The organism is Paracoccus sp. (in: a-proteobacteria), from assembly GCF_035556475.1.
Lineage (GTDB): Bacteria > Pseudomonadota > Alphaproteobacteria > Rhodobacterales > Rhodobacteraceae > Paracoccus.
Map to the genome: position 1 here is coordinate 1 of NZ_DATMFA010000076.1, position 23,920 is coordinate 23,920.

At 62.4% G+C, this 23,920-nt stretch carries 18 protein-coding genes and 1 pseudogene; 3 read left to right on the forward strand and 16 right to left on the reverse strand.

The window, feature by feature from the left end; genetic code table 11:
- Window positions 1-141: 141 nt before the first annotated feature.
- From VNQ78_RS09900 to VNQ78_RS09975, 16 genes and pseudogenes are all read right to left on the reverse strand, one after another.
- Window positions 142-252 (reverse strand): annotated as a pseudogene (locus VNQ78_RS09900) (transposase); the annotation flags it as partial.
- A gap of 1 nt (window position 253) precedes the next feature.
- Window positions 254-1,060, reverse strand: coding sequence for a 5-deoxy-glucuronate isomerase (gene iolB / locus VNQ78_RS09905; protein WP_325689186.1), 807 nt, complete (start codon window positions 1,058-1,060; stop codon window positions 254-256).
- 39 nt (window positions 1,061-1,099) lie between these two features.
- Complete coding sequence (iolE, locus tag VNQ78_RS09910; RefSeq protein WP_325689187.1) at window positions 1,100-1,993, reverse strand: myo-inosose-2 dehydratase; 894 nt, start codon at window positions 1,991-1,993, stop codon at window positions 1,100-1,102.
- A 9-nt stretch (window positions 1,994-2,002) separates the two neighbouring features.
- Entirely contained in the window at window positions 2,003-3,829 is a 1,827-nt protein-coding gene (gene iolD, locus VNQ78_RS09915; protein ID WP_325689189.1) for a 3D-(3,5/4)-trihydroxycyclohexane-1,2-dione acylhydrolase (decyclizing), read from the reverse strand.
- Window positions 3,826-5,727 carry a bifunctional 5-dehydro-2-deoxygluconokinase/5-dehydro-2-deoxyphosphogluconate aldolase gene (locus VNQ78_RS09920; RefSeq protein WP_325689191.1) on the reverse strand — a complete coding sequence of 634 codons (1,902 nt, stop codon included), beginning with the start codon at window positions 5,725-5,727 and terminating at the stop codon, window positions 3,826-3,828. Before VNQ78_RS09920 ends, iolD begins: the two co-directional genes overlap by 4 nt.
- A 1-nt stretch (window position 5,728) precedes the next feature.
- Window positions 5,729-6,526, reverse strand: coding sequence for a TIM barrel protein (locus VNQ78_RS09925; protein WP_325689193.1), 798 nt, complete (start codon window positions 6,524-6,526; stop codon window positions 5,729-5,731).
- A gap of 11 nt (window positions 6,527-6,537) precedes the next feature.
- Complete coding sequence (locus VNQ78_RS09930; protein WP_325689195.1) at window positions 6,538-7,548, reverse strand: Gfo/Idh/MocA family oxidoreductase; 1,011 nt, start codon at window positions 7,546-7,548, stop codon at window positions 6,538-6,540.
- A gap of 53 nt (window positions 7,549-7,601) precedes the next feature.
- Window positions 7,602-8,717 (reverse strand): Gfo/Idh/MocA family oxidoreductase, encoded by a 1,116-nt coding sequence (locus VNQ78_RS09935; RefSeq protein WP_325689197.1) that lies wholly within the window; start codon window positions 8,715-8,717, stop codon window positions 7,602-7,604.
- Between the two features lie 4 nt (window positions 8,718-8,721).
- Window positions 8,722-9,648, reverse strand: coding sequence for a sugar ABC transporter substrate-binding protein (locus tag VNQ78_RS09940; RefSeq protein ID WP_325689199.1), 927 nt, complete (start codon window positions 9,646-9,648; stop codon window positions 8,722-8,724).
- Between the two features lie 5 nt (window positions 9,649-9,653).
- Window positions 9,654-10,664 carry an ABC transporter permease gene (locus VNQ78_RS09945; protein ID WP_325689201.1) on the reverse strand — a complete coding sequence of 337 codons (1,011 nt, stop codon included), beginning with the start codon at window positions 10,662-10,664 and terminating at the stop codon, window positions 9,654-9,656.
- Between the two features lie 12 nt (window positions 10,665-10,676).
- The gene (locus VNQ78_RS09950; protein WP_325689203.1) at window positions 10,677-12,191 is read right to left on the reverse strand and encodes a sugar ABC transporter ATP-binding protein; all 1,515 of its coding nucleotides are present in this window, start codon (window positions 12,189-12,191) and stop codon (window positions 10,677-10,679) included.
- Between the two features lie 58 nt (window positions 12,192-12,249).
- Window positions 12,250-13,191 (reverse strand): sugar ABC transporter substrate-binding protein, encoded by a 942-nt coding sequence (locus VNQ78_RS09955; protein ID WP_325689205.1) that lies wholly within the window; start codon window positions 13,189-13,191, stop codon window positions 12,250-12,252.
- A 267-nt stretch (window positions 13,192-13,458) separates the two neighbouring features.
- Window positions 13,459-14,490 carry a LacI family DNA-binding transcriptional regulator gene (locus VNQ78_RS09960; RefSeq protein ID WP_325689207.1) on the reverse strand — a complete coding sequence of 344 codons (1,032 nt, stop codon included), beginning with the start codon at window positions 14,488-14,490 and terminating at the stop codon, window positions 13,459-13,461.
- Between the two features lie 172 nt (window positions 14,491-14,662).
- A complete protein-coding gene (locus VNQ78_RS09965) occupies window positions 14,663-15,715 on the reverse strand; it encodes an ABC transporter ATP-binding protein (protein WP_325689209.1) in 1,053 nt (350 codons plus the stop codon).
- Window positions 15,712-17,907 (reverse strand): iron ABC transporter permease, encoded by a 2,196-nt coding sequence (locus VNQ78_RS09970; protein ID WP_325689211.1) that lies wholly within the window; start codon window positions 17,905-17,907, stop codon window positions 15,712-15,714. The genes VNQ78_RS09965 and VNQ78_RS09970 overlap by 4 nt, the downstream gene beginning before the upstream one ends.
- Before the next feature lie 85 nt (window positions 17,908-17,992).
- Window positions 17,993-19,018: an ABC transporter substrate-binding protein gene (locus tag VNQ78_RS09975; protein ID WP_325689213.1), complete on the reverse strand. Its 1,026-nt coding sequence runs from the start codon at window positions 19,016-19,018 to the stop codon at window positions 17,993-17,995.
- Window positions 19,019-19,809: 791 nt separating this feature from the next.
- Between VNQ78_RS09975 and VNQ78_RS09980 the strand changes: the two genes are divergently transcribed.
- Genes VNQ78_RS09980 through VNQ78_RS09990 form a run of 3 tightly spaced genes read left to right on the forward strand, consistent with a single transcriptional unit; the run spans window position 19,810 to window position 23,894 of the window.
- Window positions 19,810-21,636 carry an iron ABC transporter permease gene (locus tag VNQ78_RS09980; protein ID WP_325689215.1) on the forward strand — a complete coding sequence of 609 codons (1,827 nt, stop codon included), beginning with the start codon at window positions 19,810-19,812 and terminating at the stop codon, window positions 21,634-21,636.
- The gene (locus VNQ78_RS09985; RefSeq protein WP_325689217.1) at window positions 21,636-22,784 is read left to right on the forward strand and encodes an ABC transporter ATP-binding protein; all 1,149 of its coding nucleotides are present in this window, start codon (window positions 21,636-21,638) and stop codon (window positions 22,782-22,784) included. Before VNQ78_RS09980 ends, VNQ78_RS09985 begins: the two co-directional genes overlap by 1 nt.
- 15 nt (window positions 22,785-22,799) lie before the next feature.
- The gene (locus VNQ78_RS09990) at window positions 22,800-23,894 is read left to right on the forward strand and encodes an ABC transporter substrate-binding protein (protein WP_325689219.1); all 1,095 of its coding nucleotides are present in this window, start codon (window positions 22,800-22,802) and stop codon (window positions 23,892-23,894) included.
- Window positions 23,895-23,920: the final 26 nt, after the last annotated feature.

Here is a 23,920-nt window from a genome sequence, read left to right on the forward strand (position 1 = left end):
CCCGCGATCTCTCGCCGGAGCGCGAGCTCGCCGCGCGGGTCCGGGTAGATCTGTGCCGCGCTGGCTTCGGCCCGGACAGCGTTTGCGCGGATACGTGCGAAGAGCGTTGCCGGAAAGGTCTCCGGCGCGGGGACGCCCATCCAGCCTGACCCCGCCCAATCCGCGGGCGCGCAGCGAGCGCAGGAAATCGGTCCAGAAGGTTTCTGCCTTTGAAGGGCCGATGCCAAGGCCAATGATTTGCAGCGCCCCTTTCTCACCCGTTATCTCGCTGCCAAATCCAGTCATGGTCGGGGTGGTTGTTATAGCGCCACTTGCGCAGCGGCCCGGCCATGACATTGAGATAATACATCTCATAGCCATAGGGCACGCCGCAGGGGTGATGCCCTTTCGGCACCAAAACAACATCGCCATCCGAGACTGCCATGGTCTCATCAAGCGTCCCGTCCTCGGTAAAGACCCGCTGAATGCCGTAACCCTGCGCCGGATTGAGACGGTGGTAATAGGTCTCCTCCAGATAGGTCATATTCGGGAAATCATCCTCATCATGGCGATGGGGCGGATAAGAGGACCAGTTCCCATGCGGCGTAAAAACCTCGGTCACCAGCAGTGAATCGCAGTAATCCTCATTCTCCATCGCGATATTGTTGATGAAGCGGGTGTTCGCGCCGATCCCGCGCTGGGTCAGCGTGATCCCCTCCGGTCCGATCCGCCGTGCGGAATGGCCGCCAGAACCGGGGGCCGAGCAAACTGCCAGCACCAGATCACTTTCCGCCACAGCCCGCCACTCGGACCCATTGGGCAAGTAAAGGCAATGCGGCGGCGTCTTTTCAAAGACGCTCATCCGTTCGCCCATGACGCCCCAATCCTGACCGGCACCTTCGATCCGTGCCTTGCCCTCGACCACGACCAGAATGACCTCGCGATCCCCGGTCACGCCACGCGCCTCTTCACCCGGCGCAAGCCGCCAGAGATCGAAACCGACATAGCCCCAGCCCGCGCTTTCGGGGGTGATCTGATGGACCAATCCGCGCGCGCCATTCGGCTTTCTCAGCAAGCTCATGTCAGCCTCGCCTTTTTCTTCATCATCAAAATACCCATGTCAGGACAGCCCCGCGCTCGCCGCCATTTGCTTCAGCGCGGTATAGCCCATCGACTGATAGCGCAGCGGATCGCGGATCAGACTGTCTTGCTCGGCCTCGATCACCAGCCAGCCCTGATAGCCCGCGCGTGCGGCCTCGCTCAGCACCGGCGGGAAATCGACCGCGCCCTCGCTATCGCCCGGAACCGTGAAGACGCCGCCGCGGACGCCGTCGAGGAAGGACATGTTTTCCGAGATCACCTTCTCCATCACCTCGGCCCGGACGTTCTTGCAATGGATATGGCGAACGCGCCCCATATGTCGCGCAGCCAAAGCCGCCGGATCGCCGCCGCCGAAATAGCAATGCCCGGTATCAAGGAGCAGGTTCACCGCCTTGCCGGTCTCCGCCATCAGCCGGTCGATCTCGCCCTCGGTCTGGATCACCGTGCCCATATGGTGGTGATAGCAAAGCTCGATGCCCTGACGCGCGGCTTCTTCGGCGAGCGTGGTCAGCCCCTTGGTAAAGCGCGCCCATTCATCGCCCTTCATCTCCGGCCGGTCGAGGATCCCGATCCCTTCCGAGCCGTGTATCGTATTCGAGCATTCCGCCGCGATCAGCGTCTTTGAGCCCGCCGCCTTCAGCATATCGATAAAGCCCTGCATCGCGGCCAGTTCGGTTTCGACGTCATTCGTGAGCAGATTGGTCGAATGCCAGCCGCCGACGAATTTCAGCCCATATTCGCCCAACTTCGCCTTCAGCTCGGCCCCGTCATTGGGCATTTTATGGCCCTTTTCGATGCCGTCGAAGCCGATTTTGCGGCAATCGCTCAAGCAATCGTCGAGGCTCAGATGCGCGCCGATGGTTTGGTCGTCGTCATTCGACCAGGCGATGGGGTTGGTTCCGAAAAGGATCATCGTACTGCCTCAATTCACCAGCCGCTGAAGGGCCTGTCTGGTTTCATATTCCGCACGCGCCGCGCGCAGTTTCTCGGTTTCGCCTACCTCGGGCACAGCCACGTCCCACCAGCCGCCGCCAATGCCCGCGCCGGTCTCGGCCTCGGTGTCGATGACGATGACCGAGGGGATTTCGCGTGCCCGCGCCGCCCGGATCGCCGCTTCAAGATCGCCGATCGAGCCGACTTTCTCGGCATGGGCCCCCATCGCCGATGCGTGGGCAACGAAGTCGATCTGCGGCTGGTCGACGACGTTCGAGCTGGCATAGAGGTTGTTGAACGCGACCCCGCCGCAGCCCTGTTGCAGCCGGTTGATGCAGCCGTAACCGCGATTGTCGGTCAGAACGGTGATGAAGGGCTGGCGCAACATCACTGCCGTCGCAAGCTCGCTATTGGCCATCATATAGCTGCCGTCGCCAACCATGCAGATCACATCCGCCTCGGGCCGCGCGAGCTTGATGCCAAGCGCCCCCGCGATCTCATAGCCCATGCAGCTATAGCCATATTCCATGTGATAGCCGCCCGGAGCCGCGCGCCAAAGCGTGTGCAGCGCCCCGGGCATCGTCCCTGCCGCGCACATCACCACGGTCTCCGGCCCCGCCTGCCGCTGCACCGCGCCGATCACCTGCGCATCCGAGGGCAGCCCCGCCTGATTGGGCGCGGCCATGGCGCGATCCGATAGCGCATACCAATCGTCGCGCAGGCGCGCATCCGGCTCGGGGAAGATCTGATCGCCAAGCGCCGCGCTGATCTGCTCAATCGCGATCAGAGCATCCGTGACGAGGCCAGTCGCCCCGTGTTTGCCTGCGTCATAGCCGGTGACGTTGATGGAAATCAGCCGCCGGTTAGGATTGCTGAAGCCCGACCACGAGCCGGTGGTGAAATCCTGAAACCGCGTGCCGACCCCGATCACGACATCGGCCCGCGCGCAAAGCGCATTCGCGGCATCGGTTCCGGTCACGCCGACCGAGCCGAAGTTGAGCCCCTCTTGCCAATCAATCGCCGATTTCCCGGCCTGCGTTTCCACCACTGCAATCCGGTGCTTGCGGGCGAACTCCAGGAGCGCGGCCTCGGCCCCTGAATAGATCACGCCACCGCCCGCGACGATCACCGGCGCTTTTGCGGCGCGGATCACTTCGATCACCTCGGCCAGCTCGTGCCGGTCAGGCTCGGGGCGGCGGATGCGCCAGACTTTGGGCGCAAAAAACGCCTCGGGCCAGTCATAGGCTTCGGCCTGCACATCCTGACAAAAGGCCAGCGTCACCGGCCCGCAAGTCGCGGGATCGGTCATCACCTGCATCGCGCGGGGCAGGGCCGTCAGCAGCTGCTCGGGGCGTTGGATGCGGTCGAAATAGCGGCTGACCGGGCGGAAACAGTCATTGGCCGAGACCGTGCCGTCGTCGAAATCCTCGATCTGTTGCAGCACCGGATCGGGGCGGCGATTGGCGAAGACATCGCCGGGGATGAGCAACACGGGGAGGCGGTTCACATGGGCAAGCGCCGCCGCCGTCACCATATTCGTGGCCCCCGGCCCGATGGAGGACGTCACGGCCATCGCCCGACGCCGCTTTTTCGCCTTGGCATAGGCGATGGCGGCATGGGCCATGGTCTGCTCGTTCTGGCCGCGCAGGGTTGGGAGGTTATCCCCAATCCCCTGCAAAGCCTCGCCGATCCCGGCAACATTGCCATGGCCGAAGATCGCCCAGACGCCGTCGATAAAACGCTCGCCTTCCTCGGTCATCTGCACCGAAAGCCAGCGCATCATCGCCTGAGCGGCGGTCAAACGGATCGTGGTCATGGGCGGGCTTCCTTTCGGGCATTGTCCCACAACTCGCAGAGATTGCGGAAACGGCGTTCCATGTCGCGGGTGGCCGCAACATCATCGACGCGGCCCTCCATCCAGTCGCGGGCGGTGTCGCTAAAGATCGTGCGCCCGACGGCAAAGCCGCGCACCAGCTCATGCTTGGCGGCTTTGGCGAAGCTTGCGGCCAGTTCGGCTTCGGGGGCTTCAAGGCCCAGAACGACGATGCCGCGCAGATAGGGGTCGTATTCGGTGATCGTAGCCACCGCCTTTTCCCAAGCGGCATCGGTTTGCAGCGGCTCGAGCTTCCACCAATCGGGATAGACCCCGATCTCATACCAGCGCCGGATCAGTCGCGCGGTCGTGTCATCATCGACCGGCGCGACCTTCGAGGGGATGATTTCCAGCAGAAACTCCAGATCATTCGCCCGCGCTGCCTGATAAAGCCGGGTCACGGTCGCCTCTTGATCGGTCTGCATCGCGGCATCGTCATCCGGGTGGCAGAAGCACAGAACCTTAACCGTCTGCCCCGCCGGCCATTCGACCAGCCCTTGATTGGATGCCCCAAGCTCGGGCTCCAGCCGCAGCGGGCGCGAGCCCGGCCATTCCGTTGGACGCCCGACCCAAAGCCCGGTCCCCGAAGCCTTATGGAGCGCCGCCCGCCCGAGCCGGTCGTCGCAGAGAATGCCATAACCCTCGCGCCCGTCCTGCACCATCAGCGCGGCATCAAGACACAGCGTCTTGAACCGCGAAATCCGTTCGGGCGTGGCCCCCGGCAGCGCTTCCATCTGCATACGGTGATCGAAGGCAAAGGCGCGCAGATCGCCCGTCAGCGGGTGGAGATTGGTGGCTCGGTGGATGCGTTCCAGTTCGGCATCCTTGCGCAAAGCCTTTTCGCGGATACCGCGCGACAGGAAGAATTGAAGCTCGGCCCATGACGGATAGGCGGGGGTGCAGCCGTGACGGCTGACCGCGAAAGCGCCACAGGCATTGGCGTATTTCAGGGCCACCGGCCAGCTTTCCCCATCGAGCCAACCTTTCAGCAGCCCCGACATGAAACCATCGCCCGCGCCAAGGACGTTGAAAACCTCGATCGGGAAGCCCGGCCCGGTTTCGCCGCTGTCCCAATCCGCGATCTCGCCGGTGAAAGCAACTGCCCCCGCCGCGCCGCGTTTGCAGACCAGCGTGGCATTCGACACTGCGCGGACATTGCGAAGCGCCTGCAAAGTGTCGGTGGTGCCGCCCGCAATATGGAATTCCTCCTCGGTCCCGACGATCAGGTCAAACAGCGCGAGATGCGATTGCAGTTTCGCGGTGACTGCCTCGGAGGCGATAAAGCGGTTTTCACCATCGCCATGACCCGAGAGCCCCCAAAGGTTCGGGCGGTAGTCGATATCCAGCGCCGTCTGCCCGCCCGTTTCACGGGCAAGGCGCAGGGCTTTCAGCACGGCCGCCTCGGTCCGGGGGTTGGAGAGATGCGTGCCGGTCGCGACGACCGCGCGAGCCTCGGCGATGAAGGCGGGGTCGATGTCGTCGTCGCACAGGGCCATATCCGCGCAATTCTCGCGGTAGAAGATCAGCGGAAAGCTGTCCTCATCGCGGATCCCCAGCAGAACCAGCGCCGTCAGCCGTTCGGGATCGGTCACGACGCCGCGCGTATCGACGCCCTCGCGCGCCAGTTCCTCAAGGAGATAGCGGCCCATATGCTCATCGCCGACGCGGGTGATCAGCGCCGATTTCAGCCCGAGCCGCGCGGTTCCGGTCGCCATATTGGTGGGCGAGCCGCCGACATATTTGTTGAAACTGCGCATGTCTTCGAGCCTGCCGCCGACCTGCGCGCCATAGAGATCGACCGAAGAGCGGCCAATCGTGATGAGATCGAGAGATTTCGTCATTCTATCCATTTTCGTTCAAAGCGCGGCGCAGGAAGCCCATGCTTTCCGCCAGCGCAATTTCGATATTCGGGTTCGCATGGGTCTCGGGCGAGAAGGGCTCGAAGCTGATCGGCCCCTCATACCCATCCGCCAGCAGCGCCCGCAGCTGCCCGAGATTGTCCAGAAGATCGCGGTGATCGATCAGCTCGCGATGCTCGTCTTCCAGCGCCTCAAGCGGGATCTGCGGATCGACCACGCCCGAGACATGCACGAGCGCGGTGCGGTGCGGGTAAAGCCGGTCCTCACCCGCAAGCCGGTGATGGAATGTGTCATGCACCAGCGCGAAGTGATCAAATCCGCCCGCCTCGGTGATCGCGGCAATCGCCTCGTTCTTGCGGCGAAGCGAGCTGCGCCGAAAGCCCAGAGGCTCGACATAGCCCATGATCCCGCGCGCCTTCAGGATCGCGTGCAGGTGATGCAGCGCATCGACGACATGCGAATGCTCGACCATGCGACCGTCGTTGAGCGGGCACATCACCAAAGCGCCAATCCCGGCCTCGGCCGCGTAATCGGCAAGGCGCGCGGCGCGGCTTGCCAGATCATCCGACCAGAGGTTGAAGGGATAAAGCCCGTTGATCGTGAGGATCCGCACACCCGTATCGCCCGCCATTTCGCGTAGCGCGCGGGGCGGGATGGTGCCGATATCGTCGGGAAGATCATTGCGGATCTCGATATCGGTCATACCCAACCGCTGCGCCATGGCCAGAAAATCTGGCAGCGGCATCTGCGGCGCGGCGATATGGTTCAGGGCAAAGCGCATCGGCCGCGTCCTTATGCGTAAAGCGCCGGCCGCTCGGGCAAGGTGATGCGGACCGGCACGCCCTCGGCCTTTTGGGCGGCTACGCAGGCATCGGCGGTGACGGCGGCGACATAGCCGTCCCACGAGGTCGGACCCGCAGCGGTGCCCTTGGCGGCGGCTTTCAGGAAATCGGCCAGCTCATAATCATAGCTGTCGATGAAGCGGTCCTTCCAATCGGTAAGGATCGGGTTCGACAAGCGCGCATTCGAGCGGGTCTGGATCGACATCGGCTCGGGCAGCTTGGCGATCCCGTCCTCACCCACGATTTCGCATTGGATATCATAGCCGTAATGGCAGTTCACAAAGACCTCGACATCGATCACGACGCCTTTCTTCGTTTCCAGCACCACGACCTGAGGATCGCGAAGCTTCTCATGAGCGCGCGGGCCTTTGCGCGGGAAAAAGACCTGGGCCGAGACGTAATCGTCGTCGAGCAGCCAGCGCAAAACGTCGATCTCATGGATCAGCGTGTCATGGATCGCCATGGGCGTGGTGTAGTTCGTGCCGACGCGCTGGTTGCGATGCGCGGCATGGACCATCAGCGGCGCGCCCGTGACCTCTTGCACGGCCTGACGCAGCGCGAGATAACCCGGATCGTAGCGGCGCATGAAGCCTACCTGCACCAGACGCCTGCCCGCCGCGACCTCGGCCTTGACGATATTTTCCGCACCTTTAGCCGTTGTTGCCAAGGGCTTTTCGCAGAAGCAGGGTTTTCCGGCGGCGATGGTCGCCAGCACATATTCCTCATGGGTCTGCCCCCAGGAACAGACCAGAACTGCATCGACGCCCGGATCGTTGATGAGCGCGATCGGATCGTCAAAGATCGTCGCTTCGGGGGCGTAGGCGGTGAGGCAGGCCTGCGCATTCTCGCGGTTGACGTCATTCACCGCGACCACTTTAGCCCCGGCCAGCACCTGATTGATGCGGCGAGTGTGGTCCTGACCGATGGCTCCGGTCCCGATGACCCCGATCTTCAATGTCATTTTTCTTGCTCCGTTTCGCGGCGCGGGGGCCGCAGTCTTTCAAATGTCGTTGGTTAGAAAGTGACGGCCTGCCCGCTTGTCGCGGATTGGGCCATGCCGTGAATGATGCGCTCGATGCCCAGACCCGCGTTGAAGTCGGGCCAAGCGGGGGCGACGCCCTCGATGGCGCGGCGGAGCGCCTCGGCTTCGACCACTTTTTGCTCGTTGAAGCCGAAATTATGGCCGGGCGCGGGGCAGAAGGCGGCAAAACCGGGCTGGGCCGGGCCGGTGAGGATGCGGCGGAAACCGTCAACCTCAGGGGCGCCGGGCTGGTAAAGCCAAAGCTCGTTCATGTTCTCCTGATCGAAGCGGATCGTGCCCTCGGTCCCTTGAACCTCCCAGAAAAGACGGCAGCGACAGCCCCGCGCAACGCGCGAGCAGGAGAACTCGCCCGACGCGCCCGAGGTGAAGCGGATCAGCGCCTGCGCCTGATCCTCATTCTCGACCCGCGCCGTGGTGGTGCCATGCGGGCGGTCGGTGACCACCGTATCCATCTGGGCATAGACCCGCGCGACATCACCCATCAGCGCGATCATGACCGAGACGAGGTGACAGCCGAGATCGCCAAGCGCGCCCAAACCGCCGCCTTCTCGGGTCAGCCGCCAGCTCCACGGCAGGCTCGGGTCGGCCATGTAATCTTCGTCATACATCCCGCGAAAATGGATCGGGCGGCCGATTGCGCCTTGGTGGATCAGCTCGGCTGCCGCGCGGAAAGCGGGCGAGCGGGTGTAGTTGTAACCAAGTATCGTCACCCGCCCAGAGGCGCGCGCGGCATGGGCCATCGACTCCGCATCCGCGACGGTCAGCGCCATCGGCTTTTCCAGCCAGACATGCTTGCCAGCAGCCAAAGCGGCCTCGGCCATTTCGCGATGCATCCCGTTCGGCGTCGTGATCGAGACGACATCCACCGCCAGATCATTCACCGCCTCGCGCCAATCGGCGGTGGCGCGGGCAAAGCCGTAAGCCTGCGCCGCCGTCTTCGCCTTTTCGAGAGGCGCGTCGGCCAGAACCTCCAGCCGGGGCGGCACCCCGCCAAAGGCCGTCGCGACATTGCGCCAAGCCATTGCATGACACTTGCCCATAAAGCCCGTGCCGATCAGCGCTATGCCCAAAGACCTCGTCCCGCTCATATTCTCACTCGTATTTTGAAATCGTGTCCGGGGTGACCGGCTCGAAGGGGATCCAGATATTGCCCTCGGCCTTTTCGCCCTTGGCCATGCTGGCGGCGGCTTGCAGCGTCGCCTCGCCCTGCTTTTTCGCATTCTGGTAAACGGTGACGTCGAGATCGCCCGCCTTCATCGCAGCAAGCCCGTCGGGCGTGGCATCAATTCCGGCAACGACGACCTTGCTCATATCGACGCTTGCGGCCTTCAGCGCCTGAATCGCGCCAATCGCCATTTCGTCGTTATTGGCGATGATCGCGGCGAAGGGCTGGCCGGTGGTCAGCCAGTTCGCGGTCAGATCCTGGCCTTCGGTGCGGCTCCAATTGCCGACCTGCTTGCCGATGATCTTCATGCCCGCGCAATCCGGGGTCGCGATGACATCCTCGATATCCTGCGTGCGGATCTTCGAGGATTCATTCTCCAAGGGCCCCATCAGCACATAGATATCGCCCTTGCCGCCCAGAAGCTTGCAGACCTCCTGCGTCTGCATCGTGCCGCTTTCGACCTCATCCGAGCCGACAAAGCTGGTGCCTTCGGGCATCTGGGCATGTTCGGCGGGCGGGTGGTTTACGTAGACGAGCGGAATGCCGGCCTCGACCGCCATCCGCGTCATCGCAGGCGAGGCCGAGCCATCGACCGCGTTCACGATGATCGCATTCACCCCGTTGGCGATGAAGTTCTGGACCTGATTTTGCTGGCGCGCGACGTCAAGCTGGGCATCCTCGACGATCAGTTCGACGCCCTCTTTGGCGGCCTCTTCCTTGATCCCGTTCTGGATGATTGTCAGGAACGGATTGTCGAACGAGGTCATCGAAACCCCGATCTTGAGGGTATCGGCCATCGCCGGAGCGGCCAGCCCGAGCGCGAGAGCAGAGGTCAGAAGCAACGAAACTTTCATGGGATTTACGCCTTCTTGCTGCGCTTTTTCTGGCGGTAGACGTCGGCCACCACGGCCGCGACGATGATCACGCCCTTGATCATTTCCTGGTAATAGGCGTCGAGCCTGAGGAAGGTGAAACCCGAGATAATCACCCCAAAGATCACCATGCCGATGCAGGTCCCAAGGATCGTGCCGCGACCGCCGGTTAGCGACACGCCCCCGATCACGGCCATGGCTATGGCGTCGAGTTCGTACATCGTACCCATGCCCGCCTGCGCCGTCAGCCCGCGCGAGCTGACCACGATCCCGGCCAAAGCCGACAGGAGGCCCGCGACCGCGTAGATCTTCACGAGTTGCATTTCGACATTGATGCCGGAGACCCGCGCGGCCTGCGGATTGGCCCCGATAGCATAGGTGAATTTGCCATAGCGGGTGTATTTCAGCACGACATAGAAGATCGCGGCGACGATGATGAAGATCATCACCGGATGCATGCCCTTGCCAATCCAAGCATAGGCATCGCTTGGGAAAGAGATCGGCTGGCCCTTGGTGTACCATTTCGCGAAACCCCGCGCCGTCACCATCATGCCAAGCGTGGCGATGAAGGGCGGGATCTTGGTATAGGCGATCAGCGCGCCGTTGATCGTCCCGGCGATCAGCCCGGCCAGTAGCCCAACCGCGACCGGGATCAGGACGGGCAGGCCGGTCAGCGCGGGATAGACCGCGCGCTCATAGCCCGAGGCTTGGGCAAGGCTCATCGCGATCATCGCGGTTGCGCCGACAATCGAGCCGGAGCTGAGGTCGATGCCCCCCGAGATGATCACCTGCGTCACCCCGATGGCGATGATCCCCACCACCGAGACCTGCAGGATCATGATCGAAAGCCGCTGCCAGTTCATCAGGAAGCTCTGGCCCTGCGTGATCCAGCCCAGCATCTCGAAAACGGCGCAGATCGCGACCAGAACCAGCAGGATGTTGAGTTCCGAGACCGAGGCGCGGCGGCGCGGCGCGGCAGTTACAATTGCGTCAGTCATTCTCTGCCCTCGTCATTGTGCGGCCAACGACATGATCTTGACCTGATCGGCCTCGGCGCGGTCGAGAAAGCCGGAAACGCGGCCCTCATGCATGACCATGATCCGGTCGCTCATCCCCAGAACCTCGGGCATTTCCGAGGAAATCATGACGACTGCGACGCCCTGCACGGCGAGATTGGTGATCAGACGGTGAATTTCGGATTTCGCGCCGACATCAATGCCGCGCGTCGGCTCGTCCAGGATCAGGATGCGCGGATTGGTCAAAAGCCAGCGCGCGATCAGCAGTTTCTGCTGGTTCCCACCGGATAGGTTCTCGACCTTCTCCAGCAGATCCGGCGTCTTGACCCGCAGCAAACGCGCCATTTCCTCGGCCTTGGCGGTCACCGATTTCTGGTCGATGAAGCCGCGTTTGACATGGCCCTGGGTGATCAGCGCGGATTGAATATTTTCAAGGCAATTCAGGATCAGGAAGCAGCCGGTCTCCTTGCGATCCTCGGTCAGGAAGGCCATGCCGTGGCGCATCGCATCCGAGGGGCAGGTGATCTGAACATTGCGCCCGTCGATCAATACATCGCCAAAAGGTGCGGGGTGGACCCCGAAAATCGCCTCGGCCACATTCGAGCGTTTTGAGCCCACCAGCCCGGCGATCCCTAAAATCTCGCCCGAGCGGACCGAGAAGCTGACCTCCTGAAAGACGCCGGGCAGGGTCAGATTGCGGACCTCAAGCACGGTCTCGCCAATCGGGCATTCGACCTTCGGGAACATCTCGGTGATCTCGCGCCCGACCATCATGCGGATGATATCGTCGCGAGTCACGTCTTTGGACGCATGGGTGCCCACATATTTACCATCGCGGAAAACCGTGAATTCATCCGCAATCTCAAAGAGTTCGTTCATCTTATGGGTGATATAGACGATGCCGATACCGCGCGCCTTCAGATCGCGGATGATCGCGAAAAGATGCTCGACTTCGTTTTCGGTGATGGCCGAGGTCGGCTCATCCATGATCAGCACATCGGAATTATAGCTGACCGCGCGCGCGATCTCGACCATCTGCTTTTGCGCGACCGTCAGCTCGCTCACCTGTGCATCAGGATCGAGGCGGATATTCAGCCGCGCAAAAAGATCGGCGGTCATCTCGCGCATCTTGCGATGAGCGATCAGGCCAAGACGGTTCTTCGGCTCACGCCGGATCCAGATATTCTCGGCCACCGTCATCCAGTTCATCAGGTTCAGCTCCTGATGGATCATGGCAATGCCCGAGTTCAGCGCATCAAGCGGCGTCTTGATCGCAAGGGGCTGACCGGCAAAGCGGACCTCGCCGCCGTCGGGCGTATAGACGCCTGCGATGATCTTCATCAGCGTCGATTTCCCGGCGCCGTTTTCGCCCATCAAAGCATGGACCGAGCCGGGACGCAGCCGCAGCTCGACCCCGTCGAGCGCCTTAACGCCCGGAAATTCCTTCACTATATGATCGACTTCGAGAATATATTCGCCCTGATAGCGACCCGCCGCTTGGTCGAGCATCTGCTCCTCCCGTTCAGGATGGGGCGGGGGGCGGAGCCGCCCCCACGCCTGTCGCGGCTTAGTTTTTCGAGATGAAATCGCCCAGATTGTCCTTGGTCACGAGCTGGAAGGGGATATAGACCTTGCTCTCGACCGTCTCGCCTTTGGCAATCTTCAGCGCGGTATCAAGCGCGCCCGCGCCCTGACCCTTGGCATCCTGGAAAACCGTGGCATCGAGATCGCCAGATTGCAGCGCGGCCAACCCGTCCTGCGTCGCATCGACACCGCCGACCACGATCGAAGCCAAGTCTTTGCTTGCCGATTTCAGCGCCTGAATCGCACCAATCGCCATCTCGTCATTGTTCGAGGCGATGGCGTCAAAGGCCGTGCCTGCCGACATCCAGTTGGTGACAAGGTCGGTCGCTTGGGTGCGCTGCCAATTCGCGGTCTGCTCTTCGGCGACGGTGATGAATTTGCAGTCATCCCCGGCGATCACATCCTTGAAGCCCTGCGTGCGTTCGCGCGAAGCTTGGTTCGACAGCTCGCCCAGCAAGATCGCGGCCTTGGCTTCGGTCCGGCCCGCGGCCTTCAGCTGTTTGCAGATCTCTTCGCCCTGCATCCGGCCCGCGTCATGTTCCAGCGAGCCGACGAAAGCCTGTTTCTCGGGCAGGCTGTCGACATTGGCGGGCTGGCGGTTGACATAGACCATCGGAATGCCGGCAGCAGAAGCCGCTGCACTGAGCGCCGCGGTCGCATCGGTATCGACCGGGTTCACGATGATCGCATCCACGCCCGAGGCGATGAAGTTATCGACCTGGTTTTGCTGCTTGCCGACATCGTTCTGGGCATCCTCGACCTGAAGCGTGACATTGCCCAGCTCTTTGGCGTGATCGCCCATGCCGTTACGCAGCACGGTCAGGAAGTTATCGTCGAAAGCGGCCATCGAGACGCCGATATTCTCGGCCAGCGCCGGGTTTGAAAGAAGCGCCAGCGACGCGGCCGTCAGCAGAAATTTCTTCATTCTCATCCTCCCAATTCGGTGTCCGGCGCACCGGTGACGTGCCGGATTCCGGGCAAACCTCAGCTAATGCCGCGAAGCGTGCTTCGGGCAGCGGGCTCATCCCATGTCTAGAAGGGTCCGCGCTTCTCCTCGTGACGGGGATCCCGGCCATGAGATTCCAAAGGAAGCCCCAACCGGTCAACCATTTTAAGGAACTATTCCCCTCATCTTTGAGAGAATGTCATCGCAGCATGATAGATTCTGTCATTTCTGCGATACCTTGCAAGTTCACAGGCTCTCGGGCGTCACGATCAGCGCGGTGACGAATCTCTGGCCTGGACTTTCGGCCATGCCATGCTCCAAAACATGCGCCGATGCGCTGAGGATTTCGCTGGCGAGTTGCTGCAACGGCGTGCCCAGAACCGCCGAGACCGTGCCTTGCATCAGGCCCTGCCGCGATTCCGGTGTCAGCTCATGGACCAAGAGGGCGATCTCGCGAGAGGGGCCTGCCTCGCTCAGCGCCGCAATCGCCCCCTCCATGCCGCCGCCCGCGCAATAGATCCCGGCAAGCTCTGGGTGGCGGTGCATGATTTCCTGCGTCGTCTCATAGGTCAGCTGCCGGGTTTCGAGGTTGAGCAGCGTGTCGAGAAACTCGACCTCGGGCGCATATTCGCGGAAATAGCTGCGAAATCCCGCCTCGCGCAGGTCATGCCCGTGGAAGCGATGACCGCCGATAAAGACCGCGATTTTGCCGCGCCGGGGCAGGGTTCGATGCATCAGCCAGCCCGCAGTTCTCCCTGTTTTCAAATTGTTAGTGCCAAGATAGGCCTCCCGAAGCCCCTGCGCGAAATCCGACAGCAGCGAGAAAACCGGGATGCCGCGCCCGCGCAGCAGCGCGACTGCCGAGGTGACCTCGTGATGATCGATTCCGGTCGCCGCCACCGCCTGCACCTTGCCCGCCATGCTTGCGATGGTCTCGGCGAAATCGCCGGGGGATTGGCCGGGCGAGAATTTCACCGTCAGCCGCCAGCGTCGCGACGGATCACTCCGCGCGGCTTCTGCGACCCGTTCGGCGAATTCCTGGTAAAAGGCGTGACGCTCTTTCTGCAGCACAAGGCCGATATGGAACTCCGGGATATGGGCCATGACCCGCTGCCGGATCGCCGTGGCGCCGTGATAGCCGATAGAGGCTGCCGCCTCTGACACTTTGCGTGCGGTTTCTTCGCGCACCTTGGCGCGGCCGTTCAAAACACGATCGACGGTTGCCACACTGACCCCGGCGGCCGTCGCGACATCTTCGATAGTGGGGCGTCCGCCCATGTCTTGATCCTTTTACTGCCAGAGGGTGTGATAGTTTATGAGAGTCTGTGAGGTTTCCTTATCATTGGCAGCATCTGTCAGGGCAAGAGTTTCCCTGCCTTGCGACCTATGATGGTGGCGCGTGGCCATCTGACCCACCGTGAAGCGTGGCGGGTCAGCGGGTTTCCAGCGCTTAGGAGATCAGCGCGACGCCCTGTCCGCTCAGCCCCAGCGTGACCTCCTCGCCAGCAGCCAGTGGGGTTCGATGGGCGTAATCGGTGACGAAAAGCCGGCCGATGGCGCTCTCGATTTCATATTCGGCATGATTGCCAAGATAGGCAGAGGACAGGACGCGCCCCGCGATACCCATGGGCGTGCCGACGGTAAAGGCGCCCGGGCGAATGGCCAGTTTGATCGGGCCAGGGCTTGCGTTACGGGCGGGTAGGGCGGTCTCGATCCCGCCCACCAGTACGCGGGCAAGGCCGCCATCAACCGCAAGCACCTGACCCTCGACCACATTGGCCTCACCGATGAAATTCGCTATGAATTCCGATGCTGGGGCCTCGTAAAGCTCGCGCGGGGTGCCGTCCTGCGCAATCTCGCCCCGATTCATCACGATGATCCGGTCCGAAACCGCCAGCGCCTCTTCCTGATCATGGGTGACATAGACGGCGGTAAAGCCAAGCCTTTGTTGAAGCTCGCGAATTTCGGTTCGCACGCGCCTTCGCAGCCGTGCATCCAGGTTGGAAAGCGGTTCGTCCAGCAGCAGCACCTGCGGCTCCAAAACCAGTGCCCGCGCCACGGCCACGCGTTGTTGTTGGCCCCCCGAAAGCTCGGATGGCAGGCGCTTGCCCAGACCCGAGAGCCCGACCAGATCGAGGCCCTTTTCGGCGGTCTCGCGCGCCAATGCCGCCGCCATCCCGCCAGATTCGAGCCCGTAAACGATGTTTTGCAAGACCGACATATGCGGGAAAAGCGCATAGCTTTGGAAAACCATCGTCACATCGCGGCGGTTCGCGGGGAGCCGCGTCACATCCTGCCCGCCGATCAGGATCGAGCCTGCGCTAGGGCTCTCCAGCCCCGCCAGCATCCGCAGCGTCGTGGTCTTGCCGCAGCCCGAGGGGCCAAGCAGAGTCACCAGCTGCCCCGGCTCGATCTTCAGATCAAGGCTCGGGATCGCGGTAAAACTGCCGTAATCCTTGCGCACCGCGCGGAATTCGACCGCGCCTCTTTGCGGATTGCTCACGTGACGGCCTCCGAAACCTTCTGGGGGGCGGTCTTGGGCCGCCGCAATTTGCGCTCGCCGACGAGCATCTGGAAGACGCCGATCACGGCGATCATGACCACGATCAGCGCCGAGCTATAGGCGATGGCGACGCCGTATTGGCCGTTCTCGACCAGCCCGACGATGTAAGAGGTCGCCATGTTGTATTTTGCCGAAACGAGGAAGATGACCGCCGAAATCGAGGTGATCGCGCGCACGAAGCTATAGACCAGCGAGGCGGTGATCGCGGGTTTCAGAAGCGGCAAGATCACGCGGCGCAACGTCCGGCCCGAGGTCGCGCCAAGCGTCAGCGAGGCCTCGTCGAGGCTGCCGTCGATCTGGGACATGGCGGCGACCCCTCCGCGCACGCCGACCGGCATATTGCGGAAAACAAAGCAGATAATCAGGATCAGCGCGGTTCCCGTCATCTGGATCGGCGGCAGGTTGAAGGCCATGATATAGCTGATGCCGATGACCGTGCCGGGGATCGCGAAGCTCATCATCAGCACGAATTCGAAAATGCCTTTGCCGGGGAAACGCTGCCGCGCGATCAGCCATGCGGTCAAGAGGCCGACGGCTGCGGTCAGCGGTGCCGCGATCAGCGCGATCATCATCGTGGTCCAGAAGCTGTTCCAAGCAACCCCGGTAAAGCGGATGCCGCCATCGAAGCTGATGCCGAAAGCGCGGATATAGTGGTCGATGGTCAGGCTGTGATCGAGGCCCCAAAGCTTCACGAAACCGCCAAAGAGGATCATCGCATAGACGACGACCGTGAAGGCCACCCAGAGCGAAACCACGGTGATGACGGGCCAAGCGACGCGCGCCGGCAATGCCGCATGGCTGCCGCCGTCGCCCTTGCCGCCGACCGTCGCGAAGTTCTTGCCCGATAGCCAAAGCCTCTGCGCCAGAAAGGCCGAGAGCGTGAAGACCAGCAGGATCGCCGCCAGAGCTGCCGCCCGTGAGGGGTCATTCTGCGCGCCGACAACCGAGAAGAAAATCTCGGTCGAAAGGACGCCACCCGAGCCGCCAAGGACCAGAGGGTTGCCGAAATCGGCCATGCTTTCGATGAAGCCGATCAGGAAAGCATTGGCCAGCCCCGGCGCCATCAGCGGCAGCGAGACCTTGCGGAAGGTGCGCCAGCGCCCGGCGCGCAGTGTCTGCGAAGCCTCCTCCATCGAGGGGCTGACGCCCTCGACCACGCCGATCAGCACGAGAAAAGAGACGGGGGTAAAGCTGAGAACCTGCGCGAGCCAGATCCCCGTCAGCCCGTAAAGCCAGCGGCCAAGCTCGATGCCGGTCAGTGATTGGATCAGCTGCGTCACCGTCCCCGAGCGGCCAAGCAGCATGGTCAGCGCAAGGCCCACAACGAAGGGCGGGGTGATGATCGGCAGGATCGTCAGGAGCCGCAGCCCCTTTTTGAAGGGAAAGCCCGTCCGGGTCGCGACAAGCGCGCAGGCCAGCCCCAGTAGCGTCGTGGCGGTCGCGGTCAAAATCGCCAGAAACAGCGTGCGCCAAGCGACACCGCAGGCGCCTCCGGTCAGGCAAGAGAGGCTCCAGATTTTCGGATCGACGATATTGTGACGCACGCCCGCTGCAGTGAAGGAACCGTCAACGTCTTGAAATGCGCCGGTAAAAATCGACAGGATCGGGTAGAGGACAAAGACCGCGACCAAGAGGATCAGGAGTGAGATCGCGGTCAGGATGAAGGCATCACCTTTGAGCGCGCCCCTTTCGGCCAAGCCAAAGGAAATCAGGCAGGTGAAGATAAGGCCCGTGATAATCGCGCCCGCGCCAAAGGCCTGCTGGCCTTTGATCTCGCCGAAAAGCTGTTCGAGAACGCCCCAGTTCCAGCCGCGCGTGCCAACGGACAGGCCCTGCGTCGCCATCCAGATAAGGCCCAGGACGCCGATCCAAATCAGCCAGCGCCCGCGCTTCGCGCCCGAAGGCGTTGCCCGCAATGCGATGGTCAGCGCGACCAGCACCAGCACCGGCCAAAGCTGCCAGCGCCCGGCCAAAGCCTGTAGCGCGCCCGGCCAAAGGGCATCGCGCGAGAACAGCTCGCCGACCCATTCAAGGCTGAAGAAACCCGATTTGACCCGGTACCACGGCAAGATGAGCAGGGCGAGGATCGCCCCCGCCAGCACCCGGTCGAGCCGCCTGTTATCCGCATTCATGCCGCTGACCCTGCCTGCCCCTCGGCTTTCGTCACTCGCAAGGAAAGACGCGCGCGCAGCATCGCCGCGCGCGCCCTCGAACGTATCATTCCGCCGCGCGGCCGCCGATTTCGGCATCCCAACGGGCTAGAAGCGCCTTACGAACCTCGGTCGAGCCATATTTGGCCATGTCGTAATCGATCAACTTGATCTTCGAGAGATCCGGCACCTCGGGCGAGGGCACGGCATTCTTGTTCGAGGGGATCTGGAACGAGCCTGCGGTCGGCATCAGGTTCTGCGCCTCGGGCGTCAGCACCCAATCGTAGAAAACCTTGGCCTGGTCGGGGTTTTGCGCGCCCTCGATAATCGACATCGAGCCGACCTCATAGCCCGTGCCCTCGCAGGGCGTCACAGGTACGACCGGGAAGCCCTCGACCTTCTGGCTGACCGCGTCATGGAGGAAGACGATGCCCACGCCGGTCTCGCCTCGCGCCGCGGCCTTTACCGGAGCCGAGCCCGATTTGGTGAATTGCGAGATATTGCCGCTCAGCTTTTTCAGATAGGCAAAGGCCTCATCCTCGCCCATCAGCTGCACCAGCGTCGCAAGCGCGGTATAGGCGGTGCCCGAGGAATTCGGGTCGGCGATCTGGATTTCGCCCTTCAGCTTCGGGTCAAGCAGATCGGCCCAGCAAGCCGGACCGGTGATGCCTTTTTTCTCAAGAAGCTCGGTGTTATAGCCCCAGCCGAGGGCGCCGGAATAGACGCCGACGGTGCGATCACCCGAGATCTCGGCCTGCTTTTGCGCCCAGTCGCGCAGATCGGGCAGCACGGGCGATTTATATGCGGCGGTCAGCTCTTCGGCGGCTGCCTGCAGATGGGGGTCGCCCGTGCCGCCCCACCAGAGGTCGGTCTGGGGATTGCGCCCCTCGGCACGGATCTTCGCATAGGCCTCGCCCGAGGACATCCGCACCATATTCACATGAATGTCGGAATGGGCCTTGCCGAACTCTTCGACCAGCTTTTCGCAAATCACCACATCTGCCGCGCAGATAAGGTTCAACTCACCCGCTGCTGCCGCGAAGGCAGGCAGGGACAGGCCACCGGCAAGGGCGACCACGACCGCTTTTTTCATCCTTTTTCCTCCCTGGCCCCCCTCAAGGGGGTTCGCTTCTTGTGAAGCTGTGCATTAGGTTCGGTCGCGAATCGTGATGATGTCAATGAATAAATTAGTCATTCCGGTTGACTGTGGGTTGTCTTCCTCGCTGCACTTGCAAAGCTTTTCAGGGTCCCGGCTTCCGCAAGTTCGCGAGGGCGCGGCGCGCTGTCCACGCCAGGAATGCCGCCGCGTTCGCCACTGGCTCACTGGCCGCGATTTGGCCTGAAAACGGGATGCGGCGGGTGTTGGGCCTGCATGTTTTGCCCCCCAGCAGGCTTTCTTTGATCGTCTTTCTGGCACTGGCCAAGCAAGCGCGTGGATATGGTGAAATATCCCTTAGGCAAGCTGATGGAGAGACGCGATATGGCGCTCAGACAACCGCTGAAAATCGCCAGGGCCTTGGCAGGTACGCGCATGCACCCGCTTTCAGGGACGATCTATTCCTCGCTCTACAGCTACATCTTGTGGAGGTAGCGCCCCTGACGGATGTCCGGGCCGCGCGCATCCTGTCATCATTCTGAGATCCTGCCCGGCTAGGTAGCGGCCAGCCGAGGGATGCGTCGGCCTATATTTGCACAGCTGTGCAAAAAATGTTGACGTGCTGGATTTCCCGTAGGAAGCTTCTCGTGGAGGAGCGGGTGGAGCAGCATTGTTTCCATCTGAATTAAGGAGATGAGGCGCGGACCGCTGCGCCCTGCCGGGGAGGAAGACATTGCACAGCTCTGCTGACGATGCTGCATGCGCGCAGAAGACCAGGGGGACCGCCCGTGTCTTCGCTTGATCACGACATCGACCGGGCGGCGGGCCAAGGTGGGCGTCTGCGCTATCGGCTGAGGCTCGCTCTGCGCGATCCGACCACGGTTATCGGCATCCTCATGGCGGTGCTGTTTCTTTACCTGATCATCGTCCCGATTCTGTCGATCCTCGGGGATTCGGTTACGGTCCAGTTCGGAGACGAGCGCCGGATCAAGGCCGAGGGCGGGACGTTCACGCTTTACTATCTTGAACGCGCACTCAGTTCGCGCGTCGCACAGGATCTTTTCTGGGTGCCGCTGCTGAACACGTTGAAAGTCGCGGCGGGTGCCATTGTCCTGTCGCTGGCGATCGGCACGATCCTTGCCTGGCTGATCGCGCGCACTGATATGTTCGGGCGCCGCTGGTTCGCCACCGCGCTGATCGTGCCCTATATGCTGCCCGCCTGGACCTTTGCCTTGGCCTGGTCGACGCTTTTCAAAAACCGCACCGTTGGCGGTCAGCAGGGCTGGCTGGAGGCGATTGGCCTGACCCCGCCCGATTGGGTTGCTTACGGCCAGTTCCCGATCACGGTCATTCTGGCGCTGCATTACACGCCTTTCGTGATCCTGCTCTTCGGCTCGGCTTTGCGCCGCTTTGACAGCCAGCTCGAGGATTCCGCGCGTATCCTTGGCGCCTCATCCTATACGGTTGCCCGTCAGGTGATCCTGCCGCTGATGCGCCCGGCGCTGCTTTCGGCGGTGGTGCTGATCTTCGCGAAATGCCTTGGCGAGTTCGGCGTGCCCTATGTCCTTGGTCTGCCGGTGAAATTCGACGTGCTGGCGACCTCGCTTTACCGCTCGATCGGTTCGCGCCAGACCGGGGTGGCTGGCGTGCTTGCGGGGGCGATCATGCTGATCGGGATGATTGCGATCCTGATCGACGCTTGGCTTGCGCGCGAGGCCCGCCGCTTTGTCACCGTCGGCTCGAAAGGCGCGATGAACCGTGCCTCAAAGCTGAAAAAATGGCGGCTGCCTGCCACCGGATTTGCCGGGACGATGTTCATCTTCGGCGTCGGACTGCCGATCTTCACATTGGCGCTGTCGACGGTCATGCGCCGTCCGGGGATCTTCGAATGGTCGAACTTCACGCTTGATTACTGGATCGGGCGCGATCTGCCGACGGTTGCCATGAAGACCGGAATTCTGCTGAGCCCCGATCTCTGGCGGGCGGCGTGGAATACGATTTCAATCGTCGGCATGGCGTCGATCTGCTCGGGCATTCTGGGCATCCTGACCGGCTATGTCGTGGTCCGAACCAGCTTCCGCCCGCTTGCGGTTTTCCTGCGGCAGGTCACTTTCATGCCCTATCTCGTGCCGGGGATTGCCTTTGCTGCCGCTTATCTCTCGCTCTTTGCGGTGTCGCGCGGCCCGGTTCCGGCGCTTTACGGCACGACCGCAATCCTTGTTCTCGCACTGATGGCCGATCAGATGCCCTATGCCTCACGGGCCGGGATTTCGGCGATGATGCAGCTTGGCAAAGACCCCGAGGAGGCCGCGCAGATCGTCGGCGCGGGCTGGCTGAAGCGCATGACCTCGGTGGTGATCCCGATCCAGAAGGGCTCGCTGGTCACGGGCATCCTTCTGCCCTTCATCTCGGGGATCAAGGGCCTCAGCCTCTTTGTCATCCTCGCGGTGCCGGCGACGGATGTGCTGACGACCTTCTCGCTGCGGCTCGTTGATTACAACTACACCCAGGCTGCCAATGCGGTGGTCCTTATTATCGCGGGGCTGGCCTATGCGGGCACGCTGCTCGCGCAGAAACTGACCCGCACCAATCTTGCCGAAGGACTTGGAAACTGATGCCGGACATCATCCTCAGCAATGTGCAGAAATCCTATGGCGGCGGTTCGCCCAATGCCGTGAGCGCGCTGGATCTTCACATTGGCGACGGCGAATTCATGTGCCTGCTCGGCCCTTCGGGCTGCGGCAAGACCACGACCTTGCGCATGGTCGCCGGGCTTGAAAACCTCTCAGGGGGCGAGCTTCGCATCGGCGAGCGCGTGGTCGATAGCGCCGAAAAGGGCGTCTTTATCGGGCCGGAAAAGCGCGGCATGGGGCTGGTTTTCCAGTCCTATGCGCTTTGGCCGCATCTGACGATCGAGCGCAACACCGACTTCGGCCTGCGCCTGCGCAAAGTGCCGAAAGCCGAGCGTGAAGAGCGCGTGAACCGCGTCATGAAGGCCCTCGATATCGAGAAATTCCGCAATCGCTACCCTTCGCAGCTTTCGGGCGGGCAGCAGCAGCGGGTGGCTTTGGCGCGGATGCTGGCGGTCAATCCGGGCGTCCTTTTGCTCGATGAGCCGCTCTCGAACCTCGATGCGCGGCTGCGGCTGGAAATGCGCGCCGAGCTTAAGCGCATCCACGAGGAATTTCGCACCACGATCCTTTTCGTGACCCATGACCAATGGGAGGCGATGACGCTTGCGACCTCGATTGCGGTGATGAATGAGGGCACGCTTCAGCAGCTTGGGACGCCCAACGACATCTATGACCGGCCCGCGAACCGCTTTGTCGCGGAATTCGTGGGCAGCCCGCCGATCAATATTCTCGAACTCGCCTCGGATCATGCGCTCGACCGTGCCGCCAAGGAATGGCTGCGCGTGCGGCTGGGGGATCGCAGCGATCTGGGTTCTGTCGGCATCCGGCCTGAGGCGCTGAAACTCGCATCAAGCGAGGCCGCGATCCCTACGGGCAGCTTCCATCACGAGGCCACCATCACCGGCGTTCTGCCGACCGGTGGCAGTTGGATTGTCGAGATCAATTGCGCGGGCCGGATGATTTTCATGACCACCACCGAAAGCCCGCGCTGGCGTGGCGGCGAGCAGGTTTGGCTGCATGCCCGGCCAAGCGCGCTGCATGTTTTCGACACCAGCCGCAGCCGCCTGACCGCCGCCGACAAAGCTCTCGCCCGCGCCGATGCCGGTGTCGCAGCCGTGCGCGAGGCCTGAATCGTGGACCCAAAGATGAAAAGCACGCTTCTTGCTCTGCCGCTGCTCCTGCTCGCCAGCCTCACCCATGCCGAGGATTTCAACCTCGACGGGCTGATCGAGGCCGCGAAATCCGAGCCGCCAACGACCGTTTATGCTGTCACCGGCAAGATCGTCGACACCGCCGATGCCTTCAGCCAGAAATACGGGCTGCAGGTCACCGGCAAGAAGGTGAACGAGGCCGGTCAGGTCGACCTCTTGATCCGCGAGCATCAGGCCGGAAATGTCAGCGGCTCGGTCTCGCTTGCGGCGGATGCGGCGGTGGTTGCCTCGGATCTGCTTGGGCAGGGGATCGTCGAAAGCTGGGTGCCGGGCGATATTGCCCCGCATCTGCCCGAGGGCGCGCGCGATCCGCTGATCGTGGTCAGCGATCCCCATGTCTGGGCCTATAATTCCGGCGCCCATGAGACCTGCCCGATCACCAATGTCTGGCAGTTGGCCGATCCCGATTGGAAGGGCCGCGTGACGCTGATGGACCCGCTCGAGAAGCCCGCCTATGCCGACTGGTTCAACCAGCTGGCCCGCGACCATGACGGCGAAATGGCCGCCGCCTATGAGGCCCATTTCGGCAAGCCCTTTGATACCGCGCAGGGCAGCGCGACCGAGGCTTGGGTCAAGGCTTTTGCCGCAAACGCGCCGCTCGTTTCGGATAGCGGTCATGTTGCCGATGCGATTGGCGCGCCGGGGCAGGAAAAGCCCTTCTTCGGCATGCTCTCGACCGCGAAGTTTCGCGGCAATGAGGACAAGGGCTATCAGCTGGCGCTCTGCACGGGGATGAAACCCTTCGCGGGCTGGCTTTATCCGGGTCTCGGCGTCATCGCCAGAGGCACGCCCGCGCCGAATACCGCCAAGCTCTTCATCCACTATCTGCTGACCGAAGAGGGCATTGCCGCGCAAAGCGTTGACGGCAAAGTGCCCGCCGATCCGCGTATCGGCCTGCCCGCGGATGAGGCTTCGGGCATCGGCGCGCATTTGGGCGAGCTGATGGTTTGGAACAATGCCGAGGCGACCTCTGACCTCGATGCAAGGCAGGACTGGCAAGACATCTGGCGCACCAATCTCGCACGTTAACACGCCCGGAAAACAGGGGCGCAAAG